The sequence below is a fragment of the Halalkalibacter flavus genome, from assembly GCF_036663575.1.
In the GTDB taxonomy this organism is placed as follows: domain Bacteria; phylum Bacillota; class Bacilli; order Bacillales; family Bacillaceae_D; genus Halalkalibacter; species Halalkalibacter flavus.
Genome location: NZ_JAWRVK010000001.1, coordinates 100,154 through 120,781, shown reverse-complemented (window position 1 = coordinate 120,781; position 20,628 = coordinate 100,154). Strand labels below are relative to the sequence as shown.

The window sequence follows — 20,628 nt, the reverse complement described above, 5'->3', positions numbered from 1 at the left end:
TTACACACCCTTCACACGGAAACGACGATAAATAGCGAATCCAGCTAATGCAACTGCCAGTCCGCTAGCAGCATTCACTAAATAATTGGATGCTGTTTTCGGAAGTTTCGCGCCTTTTTCTGTTTTCGTTATCGGCTTCTTTTCAGCAGGAGCAGGCTTTTTCTCTGTTTGTTTCACAATGACTTTTTCTGTTTTCTTTAAATCTTTCCCAGTCTCAACAATAATGTCAGACCCTAGCATATCTGCAGTAAATAGAAGGTCAGCTAAGAACTCGCCTTGCTTGTTATATAGTTCAATTAGTAGCCCATATCCATCCGTACTCGTCATTGTCATAAGGGTAGACAAGGAAACAGGTTTTTTCTCATTTCCCTTAACAAGGTAGAACTTCACATCTATTTCAAACAAATCTAGTAATTGAGTAAAAATATCTAGTAGTTCAGCAATTTGAGCTGGAGTCAGATCTGATACCTCATCAAAATTTTCAAACGCCATCATGCGATCCGCCAATTTTTCTAAGCGATCCAAAAATGCTGGATTCTCGAAATCAAGTGTTAGGAAATGCTCAAATAATCGATCTAACTCTTCATATGTTAAACCAAGCTGATCGAACAGGTCATCAATTTCTGAGAAATCAATGTCTTCATCATAATAGAAAAGATAGTACTCAACTGTCCAATCTAAGTCCTCAATGTATTCATAACGCTCTAGCGAATCACCATGCTCCTCTAACAAAGAAATCAATTCTTCCATTGTTAGATCATAAAAATCAAGTAACTCTTGTAAATTCTCATCTGTAATCGGAGTTAGATTGTAATAATATAAATCGATATCAAGGTCGTCTACAAACGTATAGACATCCAAAATAGCTTGTCCTTCTTCTAATTCGCCGTTCAAAATTAACAGTGCGGTTGCTTCTTCTAATGTTAAGCCATGCTCAGCTAGTAAGTCTGCTAAGTTTTCTTCTGTTAACACAGGCCCTAAAAAGGAAGTTAAATCTTCTAAATCATAAAATTCATCCAATGTAAATCCGTAAAAGTCTAAATACTCTTCTAGCTCTACTTTTGTCAAACCAACTTCATTTAGATAGTCTTGCAATTCAGTTTCATCAACCGCTGCAAATGAGTAGAGTGGAGATACAACAAGACCTAACACAACCAATAACGACATGAACAAGCCTTTCACATAACATTCCTCCATATAATAAAATGTAAATTTCTAGATAATTATACTCCCGTAATCTGAAAAAAGGTAGATTATTTTTTTGGAAGATTTTATATTTTTTTGCGCCTGTCGTTTAGCTATTATTTGTTTTCTGCGAAACTGCCATAATAGTACAATAACCTAACAAAGGAGCCCTCAAAAAGGCCCCTTTATTAACACTTCACCGTATGAAAGAGGGGTCTGACCCCTAACCTATATAAAGAACAAACGAAGCCATTTCATCCACCCAATGAAAGAAAGCCACAACGGAATACTTAAAACTGTTCCCCACATCAAACCAGTAAAGATGGTACCATTGTTGTTTGTATTCTCCATAGAAAGGCCTCATTTCTTCTAAAGGATATCTCTAATTATAACCGCTTACATATGTAATAACGATCATAATCGTTCAACAAAATCAGCGATTATTCCTCTCCACTCGATTCCATGTCGACGATAAAAAAACTCCCCACAACAAAACTAATTACCTAAAGTTCAATAAATTGTCACACTTTACATAGGTCATAAATACTGAAACTACTAAATTAAGAAAAATAGTATCTAGTCAGAATCACTCAATAAAGGTAAAATTAACTAAAAATAAGATATTTTTTGGCGAATGAGGAGGTCTTATGTAGATGAAGGAAGCTTCAACACTTAGAAAAGTGGTCATCACTTCTACATTTGCGACAGGATTGTTTCTAGCAACCCCGCAAATGGTAGATGCTGCTCTTGGTGATCAAACCTTAAGAAATGGAATGAATCACTCCGATGTAAAAGAACTACAAAATGCCTTAAAACAAAAAGGGCATTTTAATTTTGACCGCGCAACCGGGTATTATGGAACAATTACAGAAGATGCGGTTCGAAGTTTTCAAAGAAAGCACAACTTAAAAGTTGATGGAATTGCAGGCCCTCAAACATTAGGAAGACTACTACAGGAAATGGGCGGACAAGCTCCAACCAAAACACCTTCTACATCTACGACCCAACCAACAAATAGCACATTAACCAACACAGGACTGCTGCGCTTCGGCTCAAACGGAACGCAAGTAGAACAACTTCAACAAAAGCTAAAAGAAAAAGGCTACTATAGTCATACCATTACAGGTCAATTTGGACGTATAACCGAAAACGCTGTACGTGACTTTCAGCGTGCAAATAACCTTGTCGTTGATGGAATCGTGGGACCGCAGACGCTTTCTCGTCTACTAAATCAACCGGTACCAGCACAAACAACAAATTACAACCCGCAATTACCAAAAACACAAGAACGCAACCAACAAACGAAAAGTGAACCGACAAAATCAGTACAAACATCAACATCATTGCGTGTAGGCAGCAGAGGAACAGCTGTAACGAACCTTCAATCAGCTCTTCGTTCCGTCGGTATATTCAACCAAGAGCCAACTGGCTATTACGGTGATGTCACAGCAACAGCAGTACGAAACTTCCAAAGAGTACATAACTTAACGGTTGATGGAATTGCTGGACCTAACACATTACGAAAATTAAATGAAGTAGCAACAAATAAACCATCACAGTCAACAGCTAAAGCTCCTTCAACGACACAAACAAAGCAAGTATCAAATACAAAAAGCAGCACCAGCTCGGCAGCCCTAGTGACAAATCTTGTTGCTGAAGCCGCAAACCAAATCGGAGTTCCATATCTTTGGGGAGGAACAACGACAAGAGGTTTTGACTGCAGCGGATTTACGCAATTTGTCTTTAAACAACAAGGCATTTCCATCCCAAGAACCGTTGCACAGCAATGGAATTCGGGTAGATCTGTCTCTAAGCCTGCTGTAGGTGATATGGTTTTCTTTGAAACATATCAAAAAGGTCCATCACATAACGGAATCTATATTGGAAACAATCAGTTCGTACATAGTGGATCATCAACAGGTGTTGCAATTGCTAGCATGGATAATCCTTATTGGAAACAACGTTACTTAGGAGCGAAGCGACTTCATTAAACGAAAAGACTTGATTTCTGTCAGTAAAACAGAAACCAAGTCTTTTTTCGTTGTTAAATAGTTCTATATATAATAGAAGAAACAGATCTAATCATAAGCCTTAGACACTTTGATCTCTTAAATAGTAGCTGAATAGAACCAATTAAAAAGAAGAATAAGAATTCATATCATCTTACTAGTAATCATCAAGCAAACAGTGACTTTATCTTCTTAGTCCCACGAACCATATAGACAATGGATTTAATATGTATAGGGTAGCCTTTTGTATTGGTGATGGCATCCTCCACATCAATCAAAGCAGGGACGCATACTTTCTTCTTTAACTTAACCTCGTCTCCAATTTGCTCTAGTCTAAACTTAAACTTTTTAGTTAATCTCTCAAAATGCCTTTTTTCTAAGTAACTAATAATTTGAAAACAACGTTACTTAGGAGCAAAGCGACTTCATTAAACGAAAAGACTTGGTTTCTGTTAGTGAAAACAGAAACCAAGTCTTTTTTCGTTGTTAAATAGTTCTATATAATAGAAGAAACAGGTCAAATCATAAGCCTTAGACACTTTGATCTCTTAAATAGTAGCTGAATAGAACCAATTAAAAAGAAGTATAAGAATTCATATCATCTTACTAGTAATCATCAAGCAAACAGTGACTTTACCTTCTTAGTCCCGCGAACCATATAGACAATGGATTTAATATGTATAGGGTAGCCTTTTGTATTGGTGATGGCATCCTCCACATCAATCAAAGCAGGGACGCATACTTTCTTCTTTAACTTAACCTCGTCTCCAATTTGCTCTAGTCTAAACTTAAACTTCTTAGTCAAACTCTCAAAATGCCTTTTTTCTAAGTAACTTACATAGTACTGAACATTATTGTTTTTAGCGTGTAGAGCTGCGATTTTTAGTAAGTCTAGTAGAGCGAATTTGGAAACAAGTTCTTTTTTTACTCCCATCTTTCTTACCTGATATGTTTGACCTATATTATCTAAAATACGTTTGTCTGATGAGATATCAATAAGGTCGCCACTAAACTCAGAAATACTATTACACGGAATAAATTCAATCGTACCAACACTTTTGCCATCCTTGTTCTGAAGGATAAATGCCTCTGACCTTTCTTCTAAATCTGTAACAGGAAGTTGTCTACCTTTGGCGATTTCTTTCCACAAATTCATAAATTTCACTTTATTTTCTTTGCTTTTCACACGTAAATACATAGTTTTTTAACCTCACATACTTTGAATTTATGATACTTTAAATTATGTTGATAATAACATGATTTTGCAATGCTGTTAGATAACTTACTAGTAAATATTACGTAATTTTGGAAAAGTATTCATAGCAGAGAAGAAACTATGTTATTATTGTCTCGTTATTAATTTTGTCGATAATTGTTTGAGGATTATTTCAAGCTAATGACATTTCCATTTTTCTGCATGTTCCAAGATACATACTAGTGTGGTAGAGTGTATTTGTGAATTTTGTTGTTCAAAAAATACACATTTACTATAAAATAAAAAAATATAAGAGGTGGATTTATGTTACGAGTTGGTATCGATCTTGATGGTGTAGTAGTAGATACGTATGGTTGTGTTATGGAACATTATAATGATTTATATGAAAAAGTTGATGCGCCTACTGTGTTCCCAGCACATACGAATGTAGCAAAGTATCTTGTTGAACATTTTGGTTTAACAAAGGAAGAAGCTGCAGAGCGTTGGGGTGGCGATATGAACATGGTGTTCAGCGTTTCAAATGAAGTCACAGAAAGCATCAAATATTTAAATGAAATTGCTAAGTTTGCTGAAATATACTATGTAAGTGCTAGACCTGCAAATGAAGGTGTAAAGCAAGTAACTAGCGACTGGTTAAAAGCAAACAATGCTCCTTACTCTGAAAATCTAGTAATCAACCAAGCTAAAAAAGACCAAGTAGTAAAAGAATTAGAAATTGATTTCTTTATTGAAGATGCTCCTCATCATATTTTAAATTTAAATCAACATGATATTGATGTTTTAATTCTAAATACAGGTTATAATCATTTGCCAGAACTTGAAGGTATATCTCGCTTTGAGGATTGGAAGTCTATCCATGAATTCCTACAAAAGCAAAGCAGTCCAGTTGTGAGCAAGTAATAATATAAAAAATAAATTTTAGTAAGGAGTTTTCGTATGAAGTTAAGCTTAGACACAGTTAAAGACCATGGTTTAATTGCAGTAGTAAGAGGAACAACAGTAGATAATGCTGTACAGTTAAGTCAAACATTATCAGAATCAGGAATTAAATTTATCGAAATCACTGTTGAAACTCCAGGTGCATTAAAAGTTATTGAAAAAGTGGCTGACGAAATTGGCGATCAAATCTTCGTAGGAGCGGGTACAGTTTTAGACCAAGAAACTGCACGTTCTGCAATTTTAGCTGGTGCAAGTTATATTGTTTCACCAACTTTAAATATTGATACAATTAAAATGACAAAGCGTTACGGGAAGCTTTCTGTACCAGGCGCATTTAGCCCGACAGAAATTTTAACAGCTTATGAAGAAGGTGCAGATGCAGTTAAAGTATTCCCTTCTGCTCGTGTTGGATCTGGTTACATTAAAGACCTTAAAGGTCCATTACCACAAATTCCATTGATTGCTACTGGTGGAATTGATAAAAACAACTTGCATGAATATTTAAAAGCTGGTGTAGTAGCTGTTGGATTAGGCGGTTCATTAGTTAACTCGAAGGCATTAGCAGCTGGTGACTTTGATACAATTGCTGAAGATGCTAGAGACTTTTCTCGTCTATTTAGTGAGTTTAAAAACGCTTAAATAACTCCAAACCCCATGTGAGCAAACTATTGCTTACATGGGGTTTTTTCATTTATTAATAGATTGTTTTAGGTTGTAAAAATAAAGGGGATTCTATAAATAAGATAATAAGAGGACAGATCGGAAAATCCAATTGATGAACTTGTAATGTTAATTGATGTACAATAGGAAAAGAATAGAGGAGGTGGATACTTTGAGTAAAAACGGAGCTGTCGAACTAGCATGGAAGCTTATGAAGCAAAGAAGATGGGAAGAAGCTAGTAAGCAGTTGGAAGAGATAATCAATGAAAATGAAGGCCTAGTGCCATTAAAAGCTTATTTAGGTTTAGGAAGAGCTTATAGAGAGCAATACCTGTTCCAACAGGCAGAAGAGATATTAGATAAAGGAAAGACAAAATACCTGGAAAATCATGAGTATTTAATTGAATTAGCTAAAGTCTCCATGGATAAAAAGGAGTGGCTAAATGCAGTTGCCAGATGGGACGAAGCAATTGACAGGATAAAAGACCAAGTTAAACCTCCTACAATATATATTGGACTAGAGAAAGCATTTAGGGAATTAGGTCTGCTCTATCATGCTGAAATAACAGCTAAAGAAGGTGTCCAACAACATCCAAATAATGCAAAGCTATTGGTTTGTTATGCTCAGTTGTTAATGAGAAAGAAAAAGTGGGATGAAGCCATTACTTACTGGTTAAAACTTTTGGAAATAAAAGATTACAGCATGAGCTTTGATCACTATCAAAAGATAGCGAAGTGTTATATACAAACAGGTTGTACTGATTCGGTTGATTATTACATAAGACTTGGCCTAAAAACGGTATTTGGATTGAATGTTAGAAAAGAATTGAAAAGGGTAAAATCTTCAATAAATAAAGAATTCGATAAAATTGATTCAAACTTTACATATTTAGGTGGAGCACACAATCTTGCAATCATTGAACACTCTTGTCAAACCGAAAAAGGTACAAAAGAGTATATAACGAAAATTTGTGATTCGAAAAAGGAAAGAAATAGTATCAAAAATGAGAAGTTATTTAATAAGAGTATCAGAGAGAAATATCAAATATTAAAAACAATTTCACCAGAATTAATTAATATTACTAAGTCTCAAAATAGAACAGTTAGCTTTATAACGTTTGAAAAGGTCGAAAGTATAGCGGTAGAAGAAGATATTAATAAAATAGTAAATTTGAGTAATGTCATTTCATCAATTAATCCGAGTGAATATGCTAACTCTATTAAACCACCAAATTTTTTCTCTAAAGATACAAAGTTATTTTTTCGATACTTTACTACCATTCATGAAGAAACCAGTAACCGAAAAGTTTTTAGATGGCTGAAAAGGAAATTGAAAAGTCTGGAATGTGACTCTAAAGAAATAAAAATAATAAAGCAACTAGAATCTACAATAGTAAAAAATAAATTGTTTGAGCAAATTGATCCTAATAAAAATTACTCATTTTTTCATGGGGATTTTAAGAGCGATAATATCCTAAACTCTAAAGAACTAGATACCAACTATATTATTGACTGGACAAATTATAATATAGGACCAAAAGGGCTAGATATGACCATTTATTTTAATGATAGGGACATGGCTTTCTCAGAAATAGATACTAATTATCTATCAAATGAGAAAACAAACTTAAACGTATTAGAAAAAGTAGTTATGATATATTCCCTCATTGTGTACAGGTTTACAAAAGTGGACAGGAAAAGGTACAAAGAGGACCACATAGACTTTATTCAACCAGCGGTTCGAAAAATGGAGCAATTACTTTTAGATAGGTAAGCGCAAGGGACAAAGGTTCATTTCTTTGTCCTTGTTACTATTAGGTTGATACATTGTTACTAATCTTTGATTAAACAATGATAATGGTCCCTTTTCTCCCTTTTTCTTCCTTTCAAAAAAAGACACAATTCAACAATATTTGTGTTATAATGATTTCTGTTATTAAAAGTACCCCTTTAATATAGTGAGTAATTCCTTAGTAAAACCACAAGACTATGTGGTTTTACTTTTGTAATCAATGTAAAATAATTCTTTATATTAGAAAAAATGTATACCTAAATCGTTTCTTATTTATAGATAAGTTTCTTTGTATAGGTAAAAGAAGAGGGAAAAGGAGTTGTTGAATTAGTATGAATGAACAAGGAAATATCTTCTCACAATTAATTCAACTTAAGAATAATAGAGAAGAGAGTTTGCAAAACAGTGAAGGCTGGAACTCTGTTAATCATAGTCAGGCTGACCTTGATCGCCTCTTAAATGAAAAAGAGGAAGTGTACAAACTATATCGAACATTAGACTCCGAGATAAATAGTATTTTAAAAGACTCTTCTTTAGAAAATACAGAAGCAAACAATGAAAGTAACCAAAATTCTCTAGTTGAGGAACCAGAGTTAGCTTCCTTACTTAATCAAAGGGAAAAGGACTTGGTTTATCTAAACGATGTTCTGACCCGAGAAAAAGAATTTAGAAAGCTCGAAGCTCTTCGCTATGAAAAAAAGGTAAGTGATTTTGAAAGCTATTCTCAAGAAAAAGAAAGAGAAATTATATCTCTAAATGCTGATTTGGCTAAGAAAGAGCAAGAATTAGCTAAGCTTCGAGAAGTGTTGAATAGCGAACAAATAGCTCGAGAGAAAGATAGGAAAAAGTTCAAGTTGGAGAAAAAGAACTTAGAAAACGAGTTGAAAGCTATAAAGAAAAGAATTGCTAAATTACAAAAAGGGTTTAAAATACTTTTCGAATCAAAACGTTGGAAGATTGCTAATTTTATTGGTAATTTGCAAAATGCATTAATGTTTCGTCGTAAGTCACCATCACCAAGGGATTTTATCGAAAAGAACCTTTTCCGTTTTGATCGTAAAGAGAAAAATGGGAAACTTGTCATTGTAGGTTATTTCCTGAAGAAGCATAACGTGATTACAGAGCTAAAAGAAGCCAAGTTCAAATTTTGGCTTGGAGATTATAATAAAATCAAATCTATGTTTTCTAAATGCATCGTTTTAGAGCATTCAAAGAAAAAACGATTGGAATACGATTCGAAGAAGTGGGAAACGTATTATACTCCTAAATTTCTTTATCATAGTGAGTGGTCATTTAAGAAATTAATGCAGGGAACTCTAGCTTTCATTCCTCTTGTCTTTAACCATCGTAAAGCATTGCTTTATGCAGTAAGATGGGAAAAGTCAATTATTAAGAGCTTTGATCTAACTATAAAAGGGAAATTAGGCGCTCGGGTCAAAATGATCTGCGGAATTGGTGAAATAACGCAAAGGGCGAAAATGTTAGATTTGAAAAGTAATGATGTACTAGTTATTCATGCAATTTCTCCCGTTAATGAAATCTTATGCTCAATAGCAAAAAAAGCTAATAGTAAGATTGTTTTTACAGAGTTTGGAGAATTGCCACTTACTTGCTTTGTTTCAGAGGAAGAATCGATTCATAATACATGGCCATTATTAGAGTCTGAACGTTTTACTAATCTGCCAATTACTCAGGTTGATGTTGAAGAAGGTGCAAAAGTTATTAATAATATGGCCACTTCTCGACAATCATCTCGTCCTGGCGAGAAAACGGAAAGCACAGTGCTCCCTGAGTTGAAAGGTCAAACAGTCATTTATGTAAATGGGATTTACCCATTTGCCTCAGGGTTAGAACCAAGGAAATCGGAAAAGTCTAAGGTTTTATCGCCTTATTATGCAACAAACCAAGAGTTACTTGATAGTGTAGGTAAGATTGCGGAGAGAAACGGTTGGCATGTAGTTTACAAAGACCACCCGTTAACAACTAAAATCCATCCAAATAGTGTTGTGAAAAGTTCAAAATATAAAAATGTCCATATTCTTACGCATGAGGACATTCATGAGATCTTAGATGTTGCAGATGTTACAGTTTCTCTTGCATCAAAAAGTATCCTCGTATCTCTTGCAAGGGGTGTTCCAGTTTGTCTTGCAGGGCCTTACACGATTCCTAAAGGGGCAATATCACCAGGTGTTGCTGAAACGGAAAACTTAGAAGAGGGAATTAAAAGCCTGTTAATTAATAAAGCTGGTGAACGAGTGAATATTGATGACTTTAATAACTATATTGCAAGACTCAGAAAGTATTATTTATACCCATACGTTGCGAAGTCTAAAGAAGCAGGCATGAAAAACCCTTCTGATATTTGGAAAGACTTGCAAGAGTTTATAAGTGGCCAACGTCGTCGTATTTCTATTTCAGATCAAGAATTAGAAAATAAGGTAAGAGACGTTAGTGTTAAAGAGAAGCAAAAAGCTATGTAATTGTTACAGAACATGATTAGTGACATTGTTGTCACTAATCATGAAATAATTACATGATTCGTACATAGAAAAATTAATGAGCAATGAGTCATACATAAATATAGGGTTCAAGTTGAAGAATAATAATATGAATAATAACGTTAAAAAAATGCAAAAGGATAACAATTTGGTGAAGCCTTTTCGTAAATTTATCTTATTTGGCTATTACTTAAGAACAAAGGACCAGGTCAAGTTCGATTTTTGGCTTAAAGAGAATGAGCTGCTCAAAGATAAGTTTGAAAAATGCATCGTCATTGATAATTCTGTGGATGGCGAGCTTGAGTTAGATCAACCAGATTGGGAAACTTATAGACTAAATAAATTGTTATGTAGTAATAAATGGACAATGAAAAATGCTTTGTTTGGAATCTGGGCAGTAGGAGTTTTATTACCCCAACACCGTAAGGCTATAACTGTTGCAATGAGATGGGAAAACTCGATAATAAGAAATGTTGCTAAGGGGTCTTTAATTAAAGGCATTTATTTACGTGCGAAGGCATTAAGTGGGTTAGGCCAATTATTTCGAATAACGAGAACGATTGATTTTAATGACAGGGACTTCCTAGTACTGACAGGTGTTTCATCTACTGCTGAAATATTACGTTCACTGGCAAAGAAGAATAACTGTCAGACAGTTGTAACTGAATATGGTGAGTTACCAAACTCTATTATGGTTTCAGAAGGCGAAATGTTTCATTTATCTTGGCCTTCCTTAGATGCAGCCATTTTTGAACAATTTCCAATTAGTGAACAGGAAGTAATTGAGGCTGCTCGTCTTGTAAATGAAATGGCAAATGGCGGTGAACGTCAAAGAGCATCAAAACAGAAAGAACTGAGTGAAGACTTAAAAGAAAAACTCAAAAACGAAACAGTTATTTATGTAAATGGCATACATGAGTTTGCTTCAGGGCTTGAACCGAGAACATCAGAGCGCTCACAATTATTTTCACCGACTTTTGCTTCTAATAAAGAGTTACTTGATAAAGTAACAGAATTTGCTGTTAGAAACGGTTGGAAAGTGGTGTACAAGGATCATCCATACTTTTCAAAAGCATACCATTCGGCCATTACAAGTCAATCAGTACATCAGAATGTTCTAGTTCTTAAAGATACAGATATTCACGAGATACTTGATGTTAGTGATGTCATGGTTTCACTCGGTTCAAAAAGTATTATCACGGCTCTTGCAAAAGGTGTCCCTGTTTGTCTAGTAGGTCCGTTTACGATTCCAAAAGGGTCTATTACACCTGGTATTGTCGAAACAAACGATTTGGAAGCAGGCATTAAGACCCTTCTTGAAAAGAAAAAAGGGGAAAGAGTCAATATGAAGCAATTTCATACTTATGTCGCTAGACTTCGTAAATACTATCTCTACTCACTAACGGGAAATAGTGAACTAGGAACGAAAACATCCGAACAATTATGGGGAGACTTGAGTGATTTTATGGCAGGTCGAAGGACACGTGTCTCTATTCCTGATGATATCTTACTACATATTGATAAAAACTTGTCAAATACCGAATAAACCTAGGGAAATAAATTAAAATATGTAAAAAGCTTTTTGGGTATTAATGAGATGACTACAAGTATGTATGATTAAACATACAATTGTATTATCTTTTGAAAATACAGTAAAAAAAATGATAGTAGAGGAGATTTCTTATGAGTACTTTTGATGATATTGGAGTAGTTATTCCCGTTCGTGAAGGTAGTAGTCGTGTTAAGAAAAAGGTATTTTTACCATTCCATGAGGAAATGAGTCTTCTTGAATGGAAGATCAGTCAGTTAAAAGAAGTACAAGCTAGTGACAGAATTTTTGTTAGTTCTAACTCAGAAAAAATTGCTGGAATTGCAGCAAAAATGGGTGTTGAATACATAGAACGAAGCGATTATTTATCAATTGGACATCAAGCTTCTTTCTCTGAAGTTATCACAGGTGTGGTACGAGATGTACCAACTAAGCACTTTGCTTGGACAACGGTTGTTGTACCTCTAATGCGTCCAAATGAGTATGCAGAAGCATTTGAAAAATATATGGAAACAGTAGTGAATTCAAACGAACATGATAGCCTTGTTTCTGTTAATATGGTTAAAGATTATTTATGGAATGCAAATGGTCCACTTAATTACCAAGCTGATAAGAACCATACAATTAGTCAGGACCTCCCAGACATCTACCGAGTAACAAATGGATTATACATGAGAGATAAAGAAACAACTTTAGAAGAAGGGTATTTCTTAGGAAAGGACCCATACAAACATGTAGTAGGTAAGCTTTCAGGAATCGATATTGATGAGATGGAAGATTACGAAATGGCTTATAAATTAAAAGAGCTTTATTAATGATAGAAGTGAAGGAGGCTATGAAGATGAATAATGGAAAAAAGATTGTTCATGTTTTTGTAGCTCCTTCCTCTTGGAATAGTGACTTAATATACCGTCGACATCGTTTGGCGGTATTTTTGCATAAACAAAAGAATACAGAGCAAGTGATTTGGATTGCTCCGAAAGTTAGCAGTCATCCGAAATCAATTCTTTCAATGCCTGAAATCAATCAATTAGAAAACGGTATGCTAGAGATAATCGTATCCGACTATAAAAGCTTAATGAGACATATTGGATTTTTACAAAAAAAGCTTAAAGAAATTTTACATAGAACAGAAATGAGCAATCATACCTTTTATTTGTGGTACACGTACCCGGCATTTTCATCTTTAATGAACATGAATATTTGGGATAAAGTTGTCTATGATTGCAGCGACCTATGGAAAGAATCCGAAAAGACAGGAAATGCTGTCCTAACAAAGGTTAAGCAGCAACTTATCGTACGAACAGAGAAGAAAATTGTTCGTGCCGCAAACCAGTGCTTTGCCTCCTCAAAGCATTTATATAATCATATCGTTTCCCATGGAAAGAAAAACGTTGAACTAGTTGAAAACGGGGTTGATTACGACTCGTTTCAGGAAGCAGGGGATGATAAAAAAGAGTTTCCTGGGAATAGACCGCTATTAGGTTTTGTCGGGGGATTGAAACCTTGGAAAATTGATTTCTCATTATTGATCGAAGTCGCTAAAAAGAAGCGTGAGTGGGATATCATGTTAATCGGTGAAACGTATGGAGACATGCCTAGTAATTATAGAGAATTGATCGAGCAACCGAATGTGTATCGATATGAAAGTGTTCCATATACAGAGATCCCAAGTTATCTGAAAAACTTTGATATAGGTTTACTTCCATATCTAGATAATGACTACAATAAAGGGGTTTTCCCGCTAAAATTCTACGAATATTTAGCTAGTGGATTGCCTGTGGTTGGCTGTGGGCTGCGATCAACGGAGCACTGTGTTGCAGATGATGTCTATGAACATGTTGAAAACGAAGTACAAGATTTCATCGATGCATGTAAGCGAGCAATTGACTGTGAAAGTCCATTCAAGCAAGAAAAACGCTTAGAAACAGCCAAAGAGGCTGATTGGAATACAAAGCTTGAATATATGTGGAAACAAACAAAAACTTTTCATCCAAAGTAGGAGTACACGTTATGAATGAATTTGTAAGTGTTATCATGCCAGTCTATAATCGCCAGGACACGGTAAAGCAGGCGATCGAAAGTATTTTAGAACAGACCTATTCTAATTTTGAACTCATCGTTATTGATGATGCGTCTACTGACAATACGGCTAATGTTGTACGAACACTAACGGATGAAAGAATTCGTTTTTATTCTCATAAGAGAAATCTTGGAGGTTCTGCAGCGAGAAATACTGGCGTGAAACAAGCTAAAGCAAAATGGATTGCTTTTCAAGATAGCGATGATATGTGGCGAAAAGATAAGCTTGAAAAGCAAGTAGCATGCATTCCGAAGCAGCTAGATGACAAACCGCCTATTATCTATACAAGTTTTTATCGCTTCAAAAATGGAAAAAAGGAATACATCCCTAATAAAGATAGTAGAAAAAAACAAGGGAATATACATAAAGAGTTAATAGAGGGGAATTTTATATCCACTCAGACGGTGATGCTGGCAAAAGAATGCTTAGAAGAAGTAGGTGGTTTTGCAGAAGATATGCCAAGGTTTCAAGACTGGGAGCTTTGGATTAGACTGTCAGAAAAGTACCCATTTATATGGGTAGATGAACCCCTTGTTGATGTATACTATTCGGAAGGAAGCATTTCCTCATCCCAAGACAAAATTGTCATTGCTTATGAAAATATACTTCAAAAGCATAAACAAAGGTTTCAAAAAGCGGGATCAAAGTATTATGCTAGTTATTTATGTTCATATGGGCATAATCTTTGTTTAGCTGGCGATGTAAAAAAAGGGAGAGAAATCTTGTTTCAAGCATATCGCCTAAATAACAAGTCCGTGAAATGCTTTGTCTCTTTAATGAGCAGTATGTTTGGAACGAGATTTTATAAGCAAATTTATTCGTATTATAATCGATGATGGGAGATTATTATGAAAGGTATCGTTCTCGCAGGTGGAAGCGGAAGTCGATTATACCCGCTTACACGTGTAATATCGAAGCAGTTATTACCGGTTTATGACAAGCCAATGATCTATTATCCTTTATCCGTTCTTATGCTAGCGGGCATTCGAGAAATCATGATTATTTCTACTCCGCAAGATACGCCGCGATTTGAGCAGTTACTAGGATCTGGTGAGGATTTAGGAATAGACCTAACGTATGCTGTTCAAGAAAACCCTAATGGTATTGCGGAAGCCTTTATCTTGGCTGAAGATTTTATTAACGGCGAGTCAGTGGCATTAATTTTAGGAGATAATATATTTTATGGACATGGCTTCACGAAAATCCTTGAGGCTGCAAGTCAAAGACAAGTAGGAGCTACTGTATTTGGTTATCCAGTGAAGCATCCCGAACGTTATGGTGTCATTGGATTTGATGAGGAGAACAAAGTAACATCCATTGAAGAAAAGCCTTCTAAACCTTTATCAGAGTACGCCGTTACAGGGTTGTATTTTTACGACCATCATGTTGTTGATGTTGCTAAAAGCATAACCCCATCGCATCGAGGGGAACTAGAAATTACTGATGTGAATCAGGAGTATTTAAAGCGGGGCGAACTTCATGTAGAGTTGCTAGGTCGTGGGTTTACTTGGCTTGATACTGGGACACATGAGTCATTGCTTGCAGCCTCGCACTTTATTGAAACCGTAGAAAAACGTCAAAATTTAAAAATCGCTTGCTTAGAGGAAGTCGCTTATCGCAAAGGCTATATTTCTGAAGCGAAGCTAAATGAATTAATAGAAGACATGACTTCAAATGATTACGGGAAGTACTTAATGTCTTTGATTGGCCGGAGGTTCTAAAGGTAGAATGATTATAGAATTTGTCGGCATGGCTGCAGTAGGTAAAAGCACTCTCATATCAAATATAAAACAGTCTATTCCTACAGACAATATAGAGCAAAACTCAAAAGAACCTAACCTAATAAGTATAATACTGAAGTTACTTGTCTTCTTATTTAAAGCAAATCTTCAATTAAAAACGAGCAGTATGAAAAAGAGAAAAATCATCAATGAACGGCTATTCCTATCTGGTCTTAAACAGATTAAACATCTCAAAACAAAAAAGAAGGTAAAAGTTATTGATGAGGGAATCATCCATGCGATATTATTTTCTTTGGATAATCGTATAATTAATAAAAAGGTAGACTATGTGTTATTACTGAAAGAGGCTCAGTTTTTATTTCGTTCGGAAGAGACGATCGTTGTCTTTGTTGATGCAAATGTTGAAACGATTATGGAAAATCGCGAAAAGCGAAATCGAGCGCATAATGAAAAGACAACGAATGTTAGTGCGATTAGTGAGGAACGAGATCGTAATGCTCAGAAATTAGCAGCTCTTGAGGCAATATCCTCATTACGCTATTTTTATGTCAATAACTCAAATCAAAGTAAAGCCGAAATTCTACCACTAATGCAATTAATAAACAATAAAAGCGAAGTTAAAAATTGAACCACAAATGAAATTGATGGTGATAAAAATGAAGATTTGTTCAACAAATTTTAAGGATGCAAAGATAATCGAACCAAACGTGTTCCAAGATCACCGTGGCTTTTTCACGGAGAGCTACAATCGGAAGACGTTTTTTGAGCATGGAATTGATATTGATTTTATCCAAGACAATCATTCTTTATCGGTCGAAGCCGGTGTGTTAAGAGGGCTGCACTACCAGCTAAATCCAATGGCACAAACAAAGCTAGTTAGAGTCCTGTCAGGAGCAATATACGATGTCATTGTCGATATAAGAAAGACTTCCCCTACGTATGGACAATGGCAAGGGTTTATTCTTAGTAGTGAAAACAAACGGCAATTGCTTGTACCAAAAGGATTTGCACATGGTTTCTGTACACTTGTGCCAAATACACAAGTGTTTTATAAAGTTGATAATTATTATTCACCAGAGCATGATTGCGGCATTCAATGGAATGATCCAGAACTGAACATTGATTGGCCTGTATCGAATCCGATTCTTTCTCCAAAGGATGAGAAATTAAAGCCATTATTAGAAGCTGAAAATAATTTTGAGTAGAAAGGAGGGAGAAAAATGAAACTGTTAGTAACTGGCGGAGCTGGCTTTATCGGTAGTAATTTTATTCAATATATGCTAGAAAAGCATCCAAATTATCAAGTCATAAATTTAGATAGTCTTACGTACGCTGGCAACTTAGAAAACTTACAGGCTGTCGAAGGGCATACGCAATACACCTTTGTAAAAGGGGATATTTGCAACGTCGAACTTGTTAGCTCTTTATTTGAGAATGGGATCGATGCTGTGATCAACTTTGCAGCAGAATCTCATGTTGATCGAAGCATTACAGATCCTGGAGTCTTTATCCGAACGAATGTTCAAGGCACACAAGTATTGCTAGATGCCGCGAAGCAGTATGGAGTAAAGAAATTTGTCCAAGTATCGACAGATGAAGTCTATGGTTCTTTAGGAGAGACGGGCTTATTTCACGAGACAACTCCATTATCTCCAAATAGTCCATACAGTGCGAGCAAAGCAGGTGCAGATCATCTTGTGCATGCTTACTATGAGACGTTTGACTTACCAGTATCTATTACTCGTTGCTCAAATAATTACGGGCCGTATCAATTTCCTGAGAAATTAATCCCATTAATGATTAGCAACGCTCTGAATGATCAGCCGCTTCCTCTTTATGGAGATGGATTAAATATAAGAGATTGGTTACATGTAGACGATCATTGTCAGGCAATTGATTTAGTTCTTCATAAAGGGAAAAACGGAGAAGTATACAATGTAGGTGGGAACAATGAACGGACCAATGTAGAGATCGTAAAGACGATCCTGCGTAAGCTAGATAAGCCTGAATCTCTCATTAAATATGTCGAAGATCGTAAAGGGCATGACCGACGCTATGCGATCGATGCAACGAAGATTCGTGAAGAGTTAGGATGGAAACCAAAGTACATGTTTGAAGAAGGTATTGAACAAACAATTAACTGGTACTTAGAAAACCGCTCATGGTGGGAACGGATAGTATCGGGTGAGTACAAAGACTACTTTCATAAGCAATATGGTGAACGGTTAGGAGAGCAGCAATGAAAGTTTTACTAACAGGTGGTCACGGGCAACTCGGGAAAGAAATAGCTATCCTTCTAAAAAAGAAAGATATTGAACATGTAGCTTGTTCTAGAGAAGATCTAGACATCACTTCTTTAGAGGCTGTACAGTCGGAGGTGTTTGATTACAAGCCAGATGTGATCATCCATGCCGCTGCCTATACACAGGTGGACCTTGCTGAAACAAATGAGGAAGAGGCATTTCTTGTAAATGGAACAGGAACACGAAATCTAGCAGAGGCTGCTCAAGAGATAGGAGCCTGTCTTTGTTACATCAGTACGGACTATGTTTTTGACGGTGAAAGTGATCGTCCATATAAAGAAGATGCATCAACGAATCCAATAACCGTATATGGAAAATCAAAGTATGTTGGAGAACAATTTGTAAAGAATTGTAACAAGTATTTTATTGTACGTACCTCTTGGGTATTTGGAGCTCATGGCAACAACTTTGTAAAAACGATGCTCAAACTAGCAGAAGAAAGAGAGACATTACAAGTTGTGAGTGATCAAGTCGGAAGCCCAACCTATACAGCTGATTTAGCGTCATTTTTACTTGAACTCATTCACACAGATAAATACGGGATGTATCACGCAACGAATACGGGTCATTGTTCTTGGTATGAGTTTGCTCGTGCCATTTTTGAAGAAACCAATAAGGGGATTGATGTTAAGCCGGTGTCGACAGAGGAATTCCTAAGGCCAGCACCGAGGCCTAAGTTTTCGGTACTTGATCACGCGGCCATAAGAAAAAATCATTTCCAAGATTTGCGACATTGGCGTGAGGCACTGCAAGCATTTTTAAGAGAGATTGGAGCTAAGTAGATGGATAGCGTATCTGTTCACATCGTTACCTTTAATAGTGCGGACGATATTGAAGCTTGTTTAGAAGCCGTAAATAATCAAACACACCCAATTGATCAGATTGTTGTTGTTGATAATGCTTCAAATGATGACACCGTTACTATAATTAAAAAATGGCGCGATAAAAATATCCATTTACCTCTTCAAATCGTTGAAAATAAAAGAAATAACGGGTTTGCTGGTGGGCACAATCAAGCGATCAATCAAACAAAGACGGACTTTTCTCTCATACTAAATCCCGATGTAAGCTTAGATCCAAACTATATCCGTCATATTTTAGAGGTTATGAATTCCTCTCCTTCAACGGGCAGTGCTACGGGGAAATTGTATCGTGATGAAAAAGGAATGATCCTTGATAGTACGGGTATTGCGATAAAGAAAAACCGCCGTGCCTACGATCGTGGAGCAAATGAAAAAGATGAAGGACAGTGGGATGAGCATACAGACCTTTTTGGCGTATCGGGCGCTGCAGCTGTTTATCGTAGGAAGATGATTGAAGATATTTCAGTAAATGGGCAATTCTTTGATGAAACATTCTTTGCCTATAAAGAAGATGTTGATGTAGCTTGGAGAGCAAAGTTACTAGGATGGAAGGCAACATTTGTCCCTCGTGCCATTGCTCTTCATCAGCGTGGCTGGAAAGAAGAAAAGAAGAGAAGCGAGATTCCACTCTTTATTCGACATCATTCCTATATAAATCGTTATTATATGATGGTAAAAAATGAAAAAGTCTCTTTCCTTATTTTACATTCTCCAATTATTATATTTTATGAAATTGCAAGCTTTTTTTATGCTATCATGAAAGAAAGAGAACTGTTAACTGTCTGGAAACAAATGTCAACATTTTCGTCGATGTTTGAGAAAAGAAAACAGATTCAGTCTAGATCCATTGAATCTGCAAATAACATTTACCGATTTTTTAAAGGAATCTGGTAGAGAAGGTGTTTAAATGGATGTAAGCATTATAATCGTGAATTACAACACATGTAAGTTAACGATACAAGCAATACAATCAATCTATCAATCTAAAACCAAATATAACTATGAAATCTTTGTAGTCGATAATGCTTCATCTGATCAGTCAGTAGAAGAAATCAGCGATCAATTTCCTAATGTGAAAATGATCGCTAATAAAGAGAATGTTGGTTTTTCAAAAGCGAATAACCAAGCGATTCATCAGTCGGCTGGAAAGTATATTTTGTTATTAAACTCTGATACGGTTGTGAAGGAAGATACATTAGAAGTCATGATTGACTTTATGAATAGAGAACCAAAGGTGGGTGCAAGTGGCTGTAAAGTAGTCCTTCCTGATGGTTCGTTAGATAAAGCATGCCGTAGAGGCTTTCCAACGCCGTCAGCTTCTTTCTACTATATGAGTGGACTAGCTAAGCGTTATCCAAAGAACGCTCGTTTCAACCAGTATCACCAAAGTCATTTAGATGAAAACAAAGACTACCCGATTGACTGCTTAGTAGGGGCATTTATGCTTGTTCGAAAGGAAGCAATTGATCAAGTAGGGGTATTAGATGAAACCTTCTTTATGTATGGGGAGGATATTGATTGGTGTTATCGAATTAAAGAAGCGGGCTGGGAGATTTATTATTATCCGCACACATCTATTATTCATTATAAAGGTGGAAGTACGAATAAGAAGAAGCCTACGAAGATTATCTATGAATTTTATAGAGCGATGCATGTGTTTCATAGAAAGCATTATCAAAAAAAATATTTTTTTGGGATAAATGTGATAATATATCTAGGTATTTGGTCTAAGTTCCTGTTAGAATATACAAGGAACACATTACGATACTCGAAATAGGTGTTGATAATT

General features: G+C 35.7%; 19 protein-coding genes. 16 read left to right on the top strand and 3 right to left on the bottom strand.

Annotated elements, in window-relative coordinates; genetic code table 11:
• Complete coding sequence (locus SAY88_RS00505; protein WP_332628504.1) at positions 1-1,182, bottom strand: processed acidic surface protein; 1,182 nt, start codon at positions 1,180-1,182, stop codon at positions 1-3.
• A 231-nt stretch (positions 1,183-1,413) separates the two neighbouring features.
• Positions 1,414-1,536 carry a hypothetical protein gene (locus SAY88_RS00500; protein WP_332628503.1) on the bottom strand — a complete coding sequence of 41 codons (123 nt, stop codon included), beginning with the start codon at positions 1,534-1,536 and terminating at the stop codon, positions 1,414-1,416.
• Between the two features lie 302 nt (positions 1,537-1,838).
• Here SAY88_RS00500 and SAY88_RS00495 point away from each other — a divergent pair, with 302 nt between their 5' ends.
• Positions 1,839-3,176 carry a C40 family peptidase gene (locus SAY88_RS00495; RefSeq protein ID WP_332628502.1) on the top strand — a complete coding sequence of 446 codons (1,338 nt, stop codon included), beginning with the start codon at positions 1,839-1,841 and terminating at the stop codon, positions 3,174-3,176.
• 634 nt (positions 3,177-3,810) lie between these two features.
• On the opposite strand, the gene SAY88_RS00490 is transcribed toward SAY88_RS00495, so the two are convergent.
• A complete protein-coding gene (locus tag SAY88_RS00490; protein ID WP_332628501.1) occupies positions 3,811-4,392 on the bottom strand; it encodes a hypothetical protein in 582 nt (193 codons plus the stop codon).
• A gap of 321 nt (positions 4,393-4,713) precedes the next feature.
• Between SAY88_RS00490 and SAY88_RS00485 the strand changes: the two genes are divergently transcribed.
• The 15 genes from SAY88_RS00485 (at position 4,714) to SAY88_RS00415 (ending at position 20,616) form a co-directional block, all read left to right on the top strand.
• Entirely contained in the window at positions 4,714-5,310 is a 597-nt protein-coding gene (locus SAY88_RS00485) for a 5' nucleotidase, NT5C type (RefSeq protein WP_332628500.1), read from the top strand.
• Between the two features lie 36 nt (positions 5,311-5,346).
• Positions 5,347-5,988 (top strand): bifunctional 4-hydroxy-2-oxoglutarate aldolase/2-dehydro-3-deoxy-phosphogluconate aldolase, encoded by a 642-nt coding sequence (locus SAY88_RS00480; protein ID WP_332628499.1) that lies wholly within the window; start codon positions 5,347-5,349, stop codon positions 5,986-5,988.
• Positions 5,989-6,181: 193 nt separating this feature from the next.
• Entirely contained in the window at positions 6,182-7,783 is a 1,602-nt protein-coding gene (locus SAY88_RS00475; protein WP_332628498.1) for a phosphotransferase, read from the top strand.
• A gap of 350 nt (positions 7,784-8,133) precedes the next feature.
• Complete coding sequence (locus tag SAY88_RS00470) at positions 8,134-10,281, top strand: hypothetical protein (protein ID WP_332628497.1); 2,148 nt, start codon at positions 8,134-8,136, stop codon at positions 10,279-10,281.
• 127 nt (positions 10,282-10,408) lie between these two features.
• A complete protein-coding gene (locus SAY88_RS00465; RefSeq protein ID WP_332628496.1) occupies positions 10,409-11,845 on the top strand; it encodes a hypothetical protein in 1,437 nt (478 codons plus the stop codon).
• A gap of 137 nt (positions 11,846-11,982) precedes the next feature.
• Positions 11,983-12,663 carry an acylneuraminate cytidylyltransferase family protein gene (locus SAY88_RS00460; protein WP_332628495.1) on the top strand — a complete coding sequence of 227 codons (681 nt, stop codon included), beginning with the start codon at positions 11,983-11,985 and terminating at the stop codon, positions 12,661-12,663.
• Between the two features lie 26 nt (positions 12,664-12,689).
• Positions 12,690-13,850 carry a glycosyltransferase gene (locus SAY88_RS00455; protein ID WP_332628494.1) on the top strand — a complete coding sequence of 387 codons (1,161 nt, stop codon included), beginning with the start codon at positions 12,690-12,692 and terminating at the stop codon, positions 13,848-13,850.
• 11 nt (positions 13,851-13,861) lie between these two features.
• Positions 13,862-14,767 carry a glycosyltransferase family 2 protein gene (locus SAY88_RS00450; RefSeq protein WP_332628493.1) on the top strand — a complete coding sequence of 302 codons (906 nt, stop codon included), beginning with the start codon at positions 13,862-13,864 and terminating at the stop codon, positions 14,765-14,767.
• Between the two features lie 12 nt (positions 14,768-14,779).
• The gene (gene rfbA / locus SAY88_RS00445) at positions 14,780-15,652 is read left to right on the top strand and encodes a glucose-1-phosphate thymidylyltransferase RfbA (RefSeq protein ID WP_332628492.1); all 873 of its coding nucleotides are present in this window, start codon (positions 14,780-14,782) and stop codon (positions 15,650-15,652) included.
• Positions 15,653-15,659: 7 nt separating this feature from the next.
• A complete protein-coding gene (locus SAY88_RS00440; RefSeq protein WP_332628491.1) occupies positions 15,660-16,301 on the top strand; it encodes a hypothetical protein in 642 nt (213 codons plus the stop codon).
• 28 nt (positions 16,302-16,329) lie between these two features.
• A complete protein-coding gene (gene rfbC / locus SAY88_RS00435) occupies positions 16,330-16,878 on the top strand; it encodes a dTDP-4-dehydrorhamnose 3,5-epimerase (RefSeq protein ID WP_332628490.1) in 549 nt (182 codons plus the stop codon).
• A 15-nt stretch (positions 16,879-16,893) separates the two neighbouring features.
• Positions 16,894-17,916 carry a dTDP-glucose 4,6-dehydratase gene (gene rfbB, locus SAY88_RS00430; protein ID WP_332628489.1) on the top strand — a complete coding sequence of 341 codons (1,023 nt, stop codon included), beginning with the start codon at positions 16,894-16,896 and terminating at the stop codon, positions 17,914-17,916.
• Complete coding sequence (gene rfbD, locus SAY88_RS00425; RefSeq protein WP_332628488.1) at positions 17,913-18,758, top strand: dTDP-4-dehydrorhamnose reductase; 846 nt, start codon at positions 17,913-17,915, stop codon at positions 18,756-18,758. The genes rfbB and rfbD overlap by 4 nt, the downstream gene beginning before the upstream one ends.
• Positions 18,759-19,733 carry a glycosyltransferase family 2 protein gene (locus SAY88_RS00420; protein WP_332628487.1) on the top strand — a complete coding sequence of 325 codons (975 nt, stop codon included), beginning with the start codon at positions 18,759-18,761 and terminating at the stop codon, positions 19,731-19,733. It abuts the gene before it with no gap.
• A 13-nt stretch (positions 19,734-19,746) separates the two neighbouring features.
• The gene (locus tag SAY88_RS00415; RefSeq protein ID WP_332628486.1) at positions 19,747-20,616 is read left to right on the top strand and encodes a glycosyltransferase family 2 protein; all 870 of its coding nucleotides are present in this window, start codon (positions 19,747-19,749) and stop codon (positions 20,614-20,616) included.
• Positions 20,617-20,628: the final 12 nt, after the last annotated feature.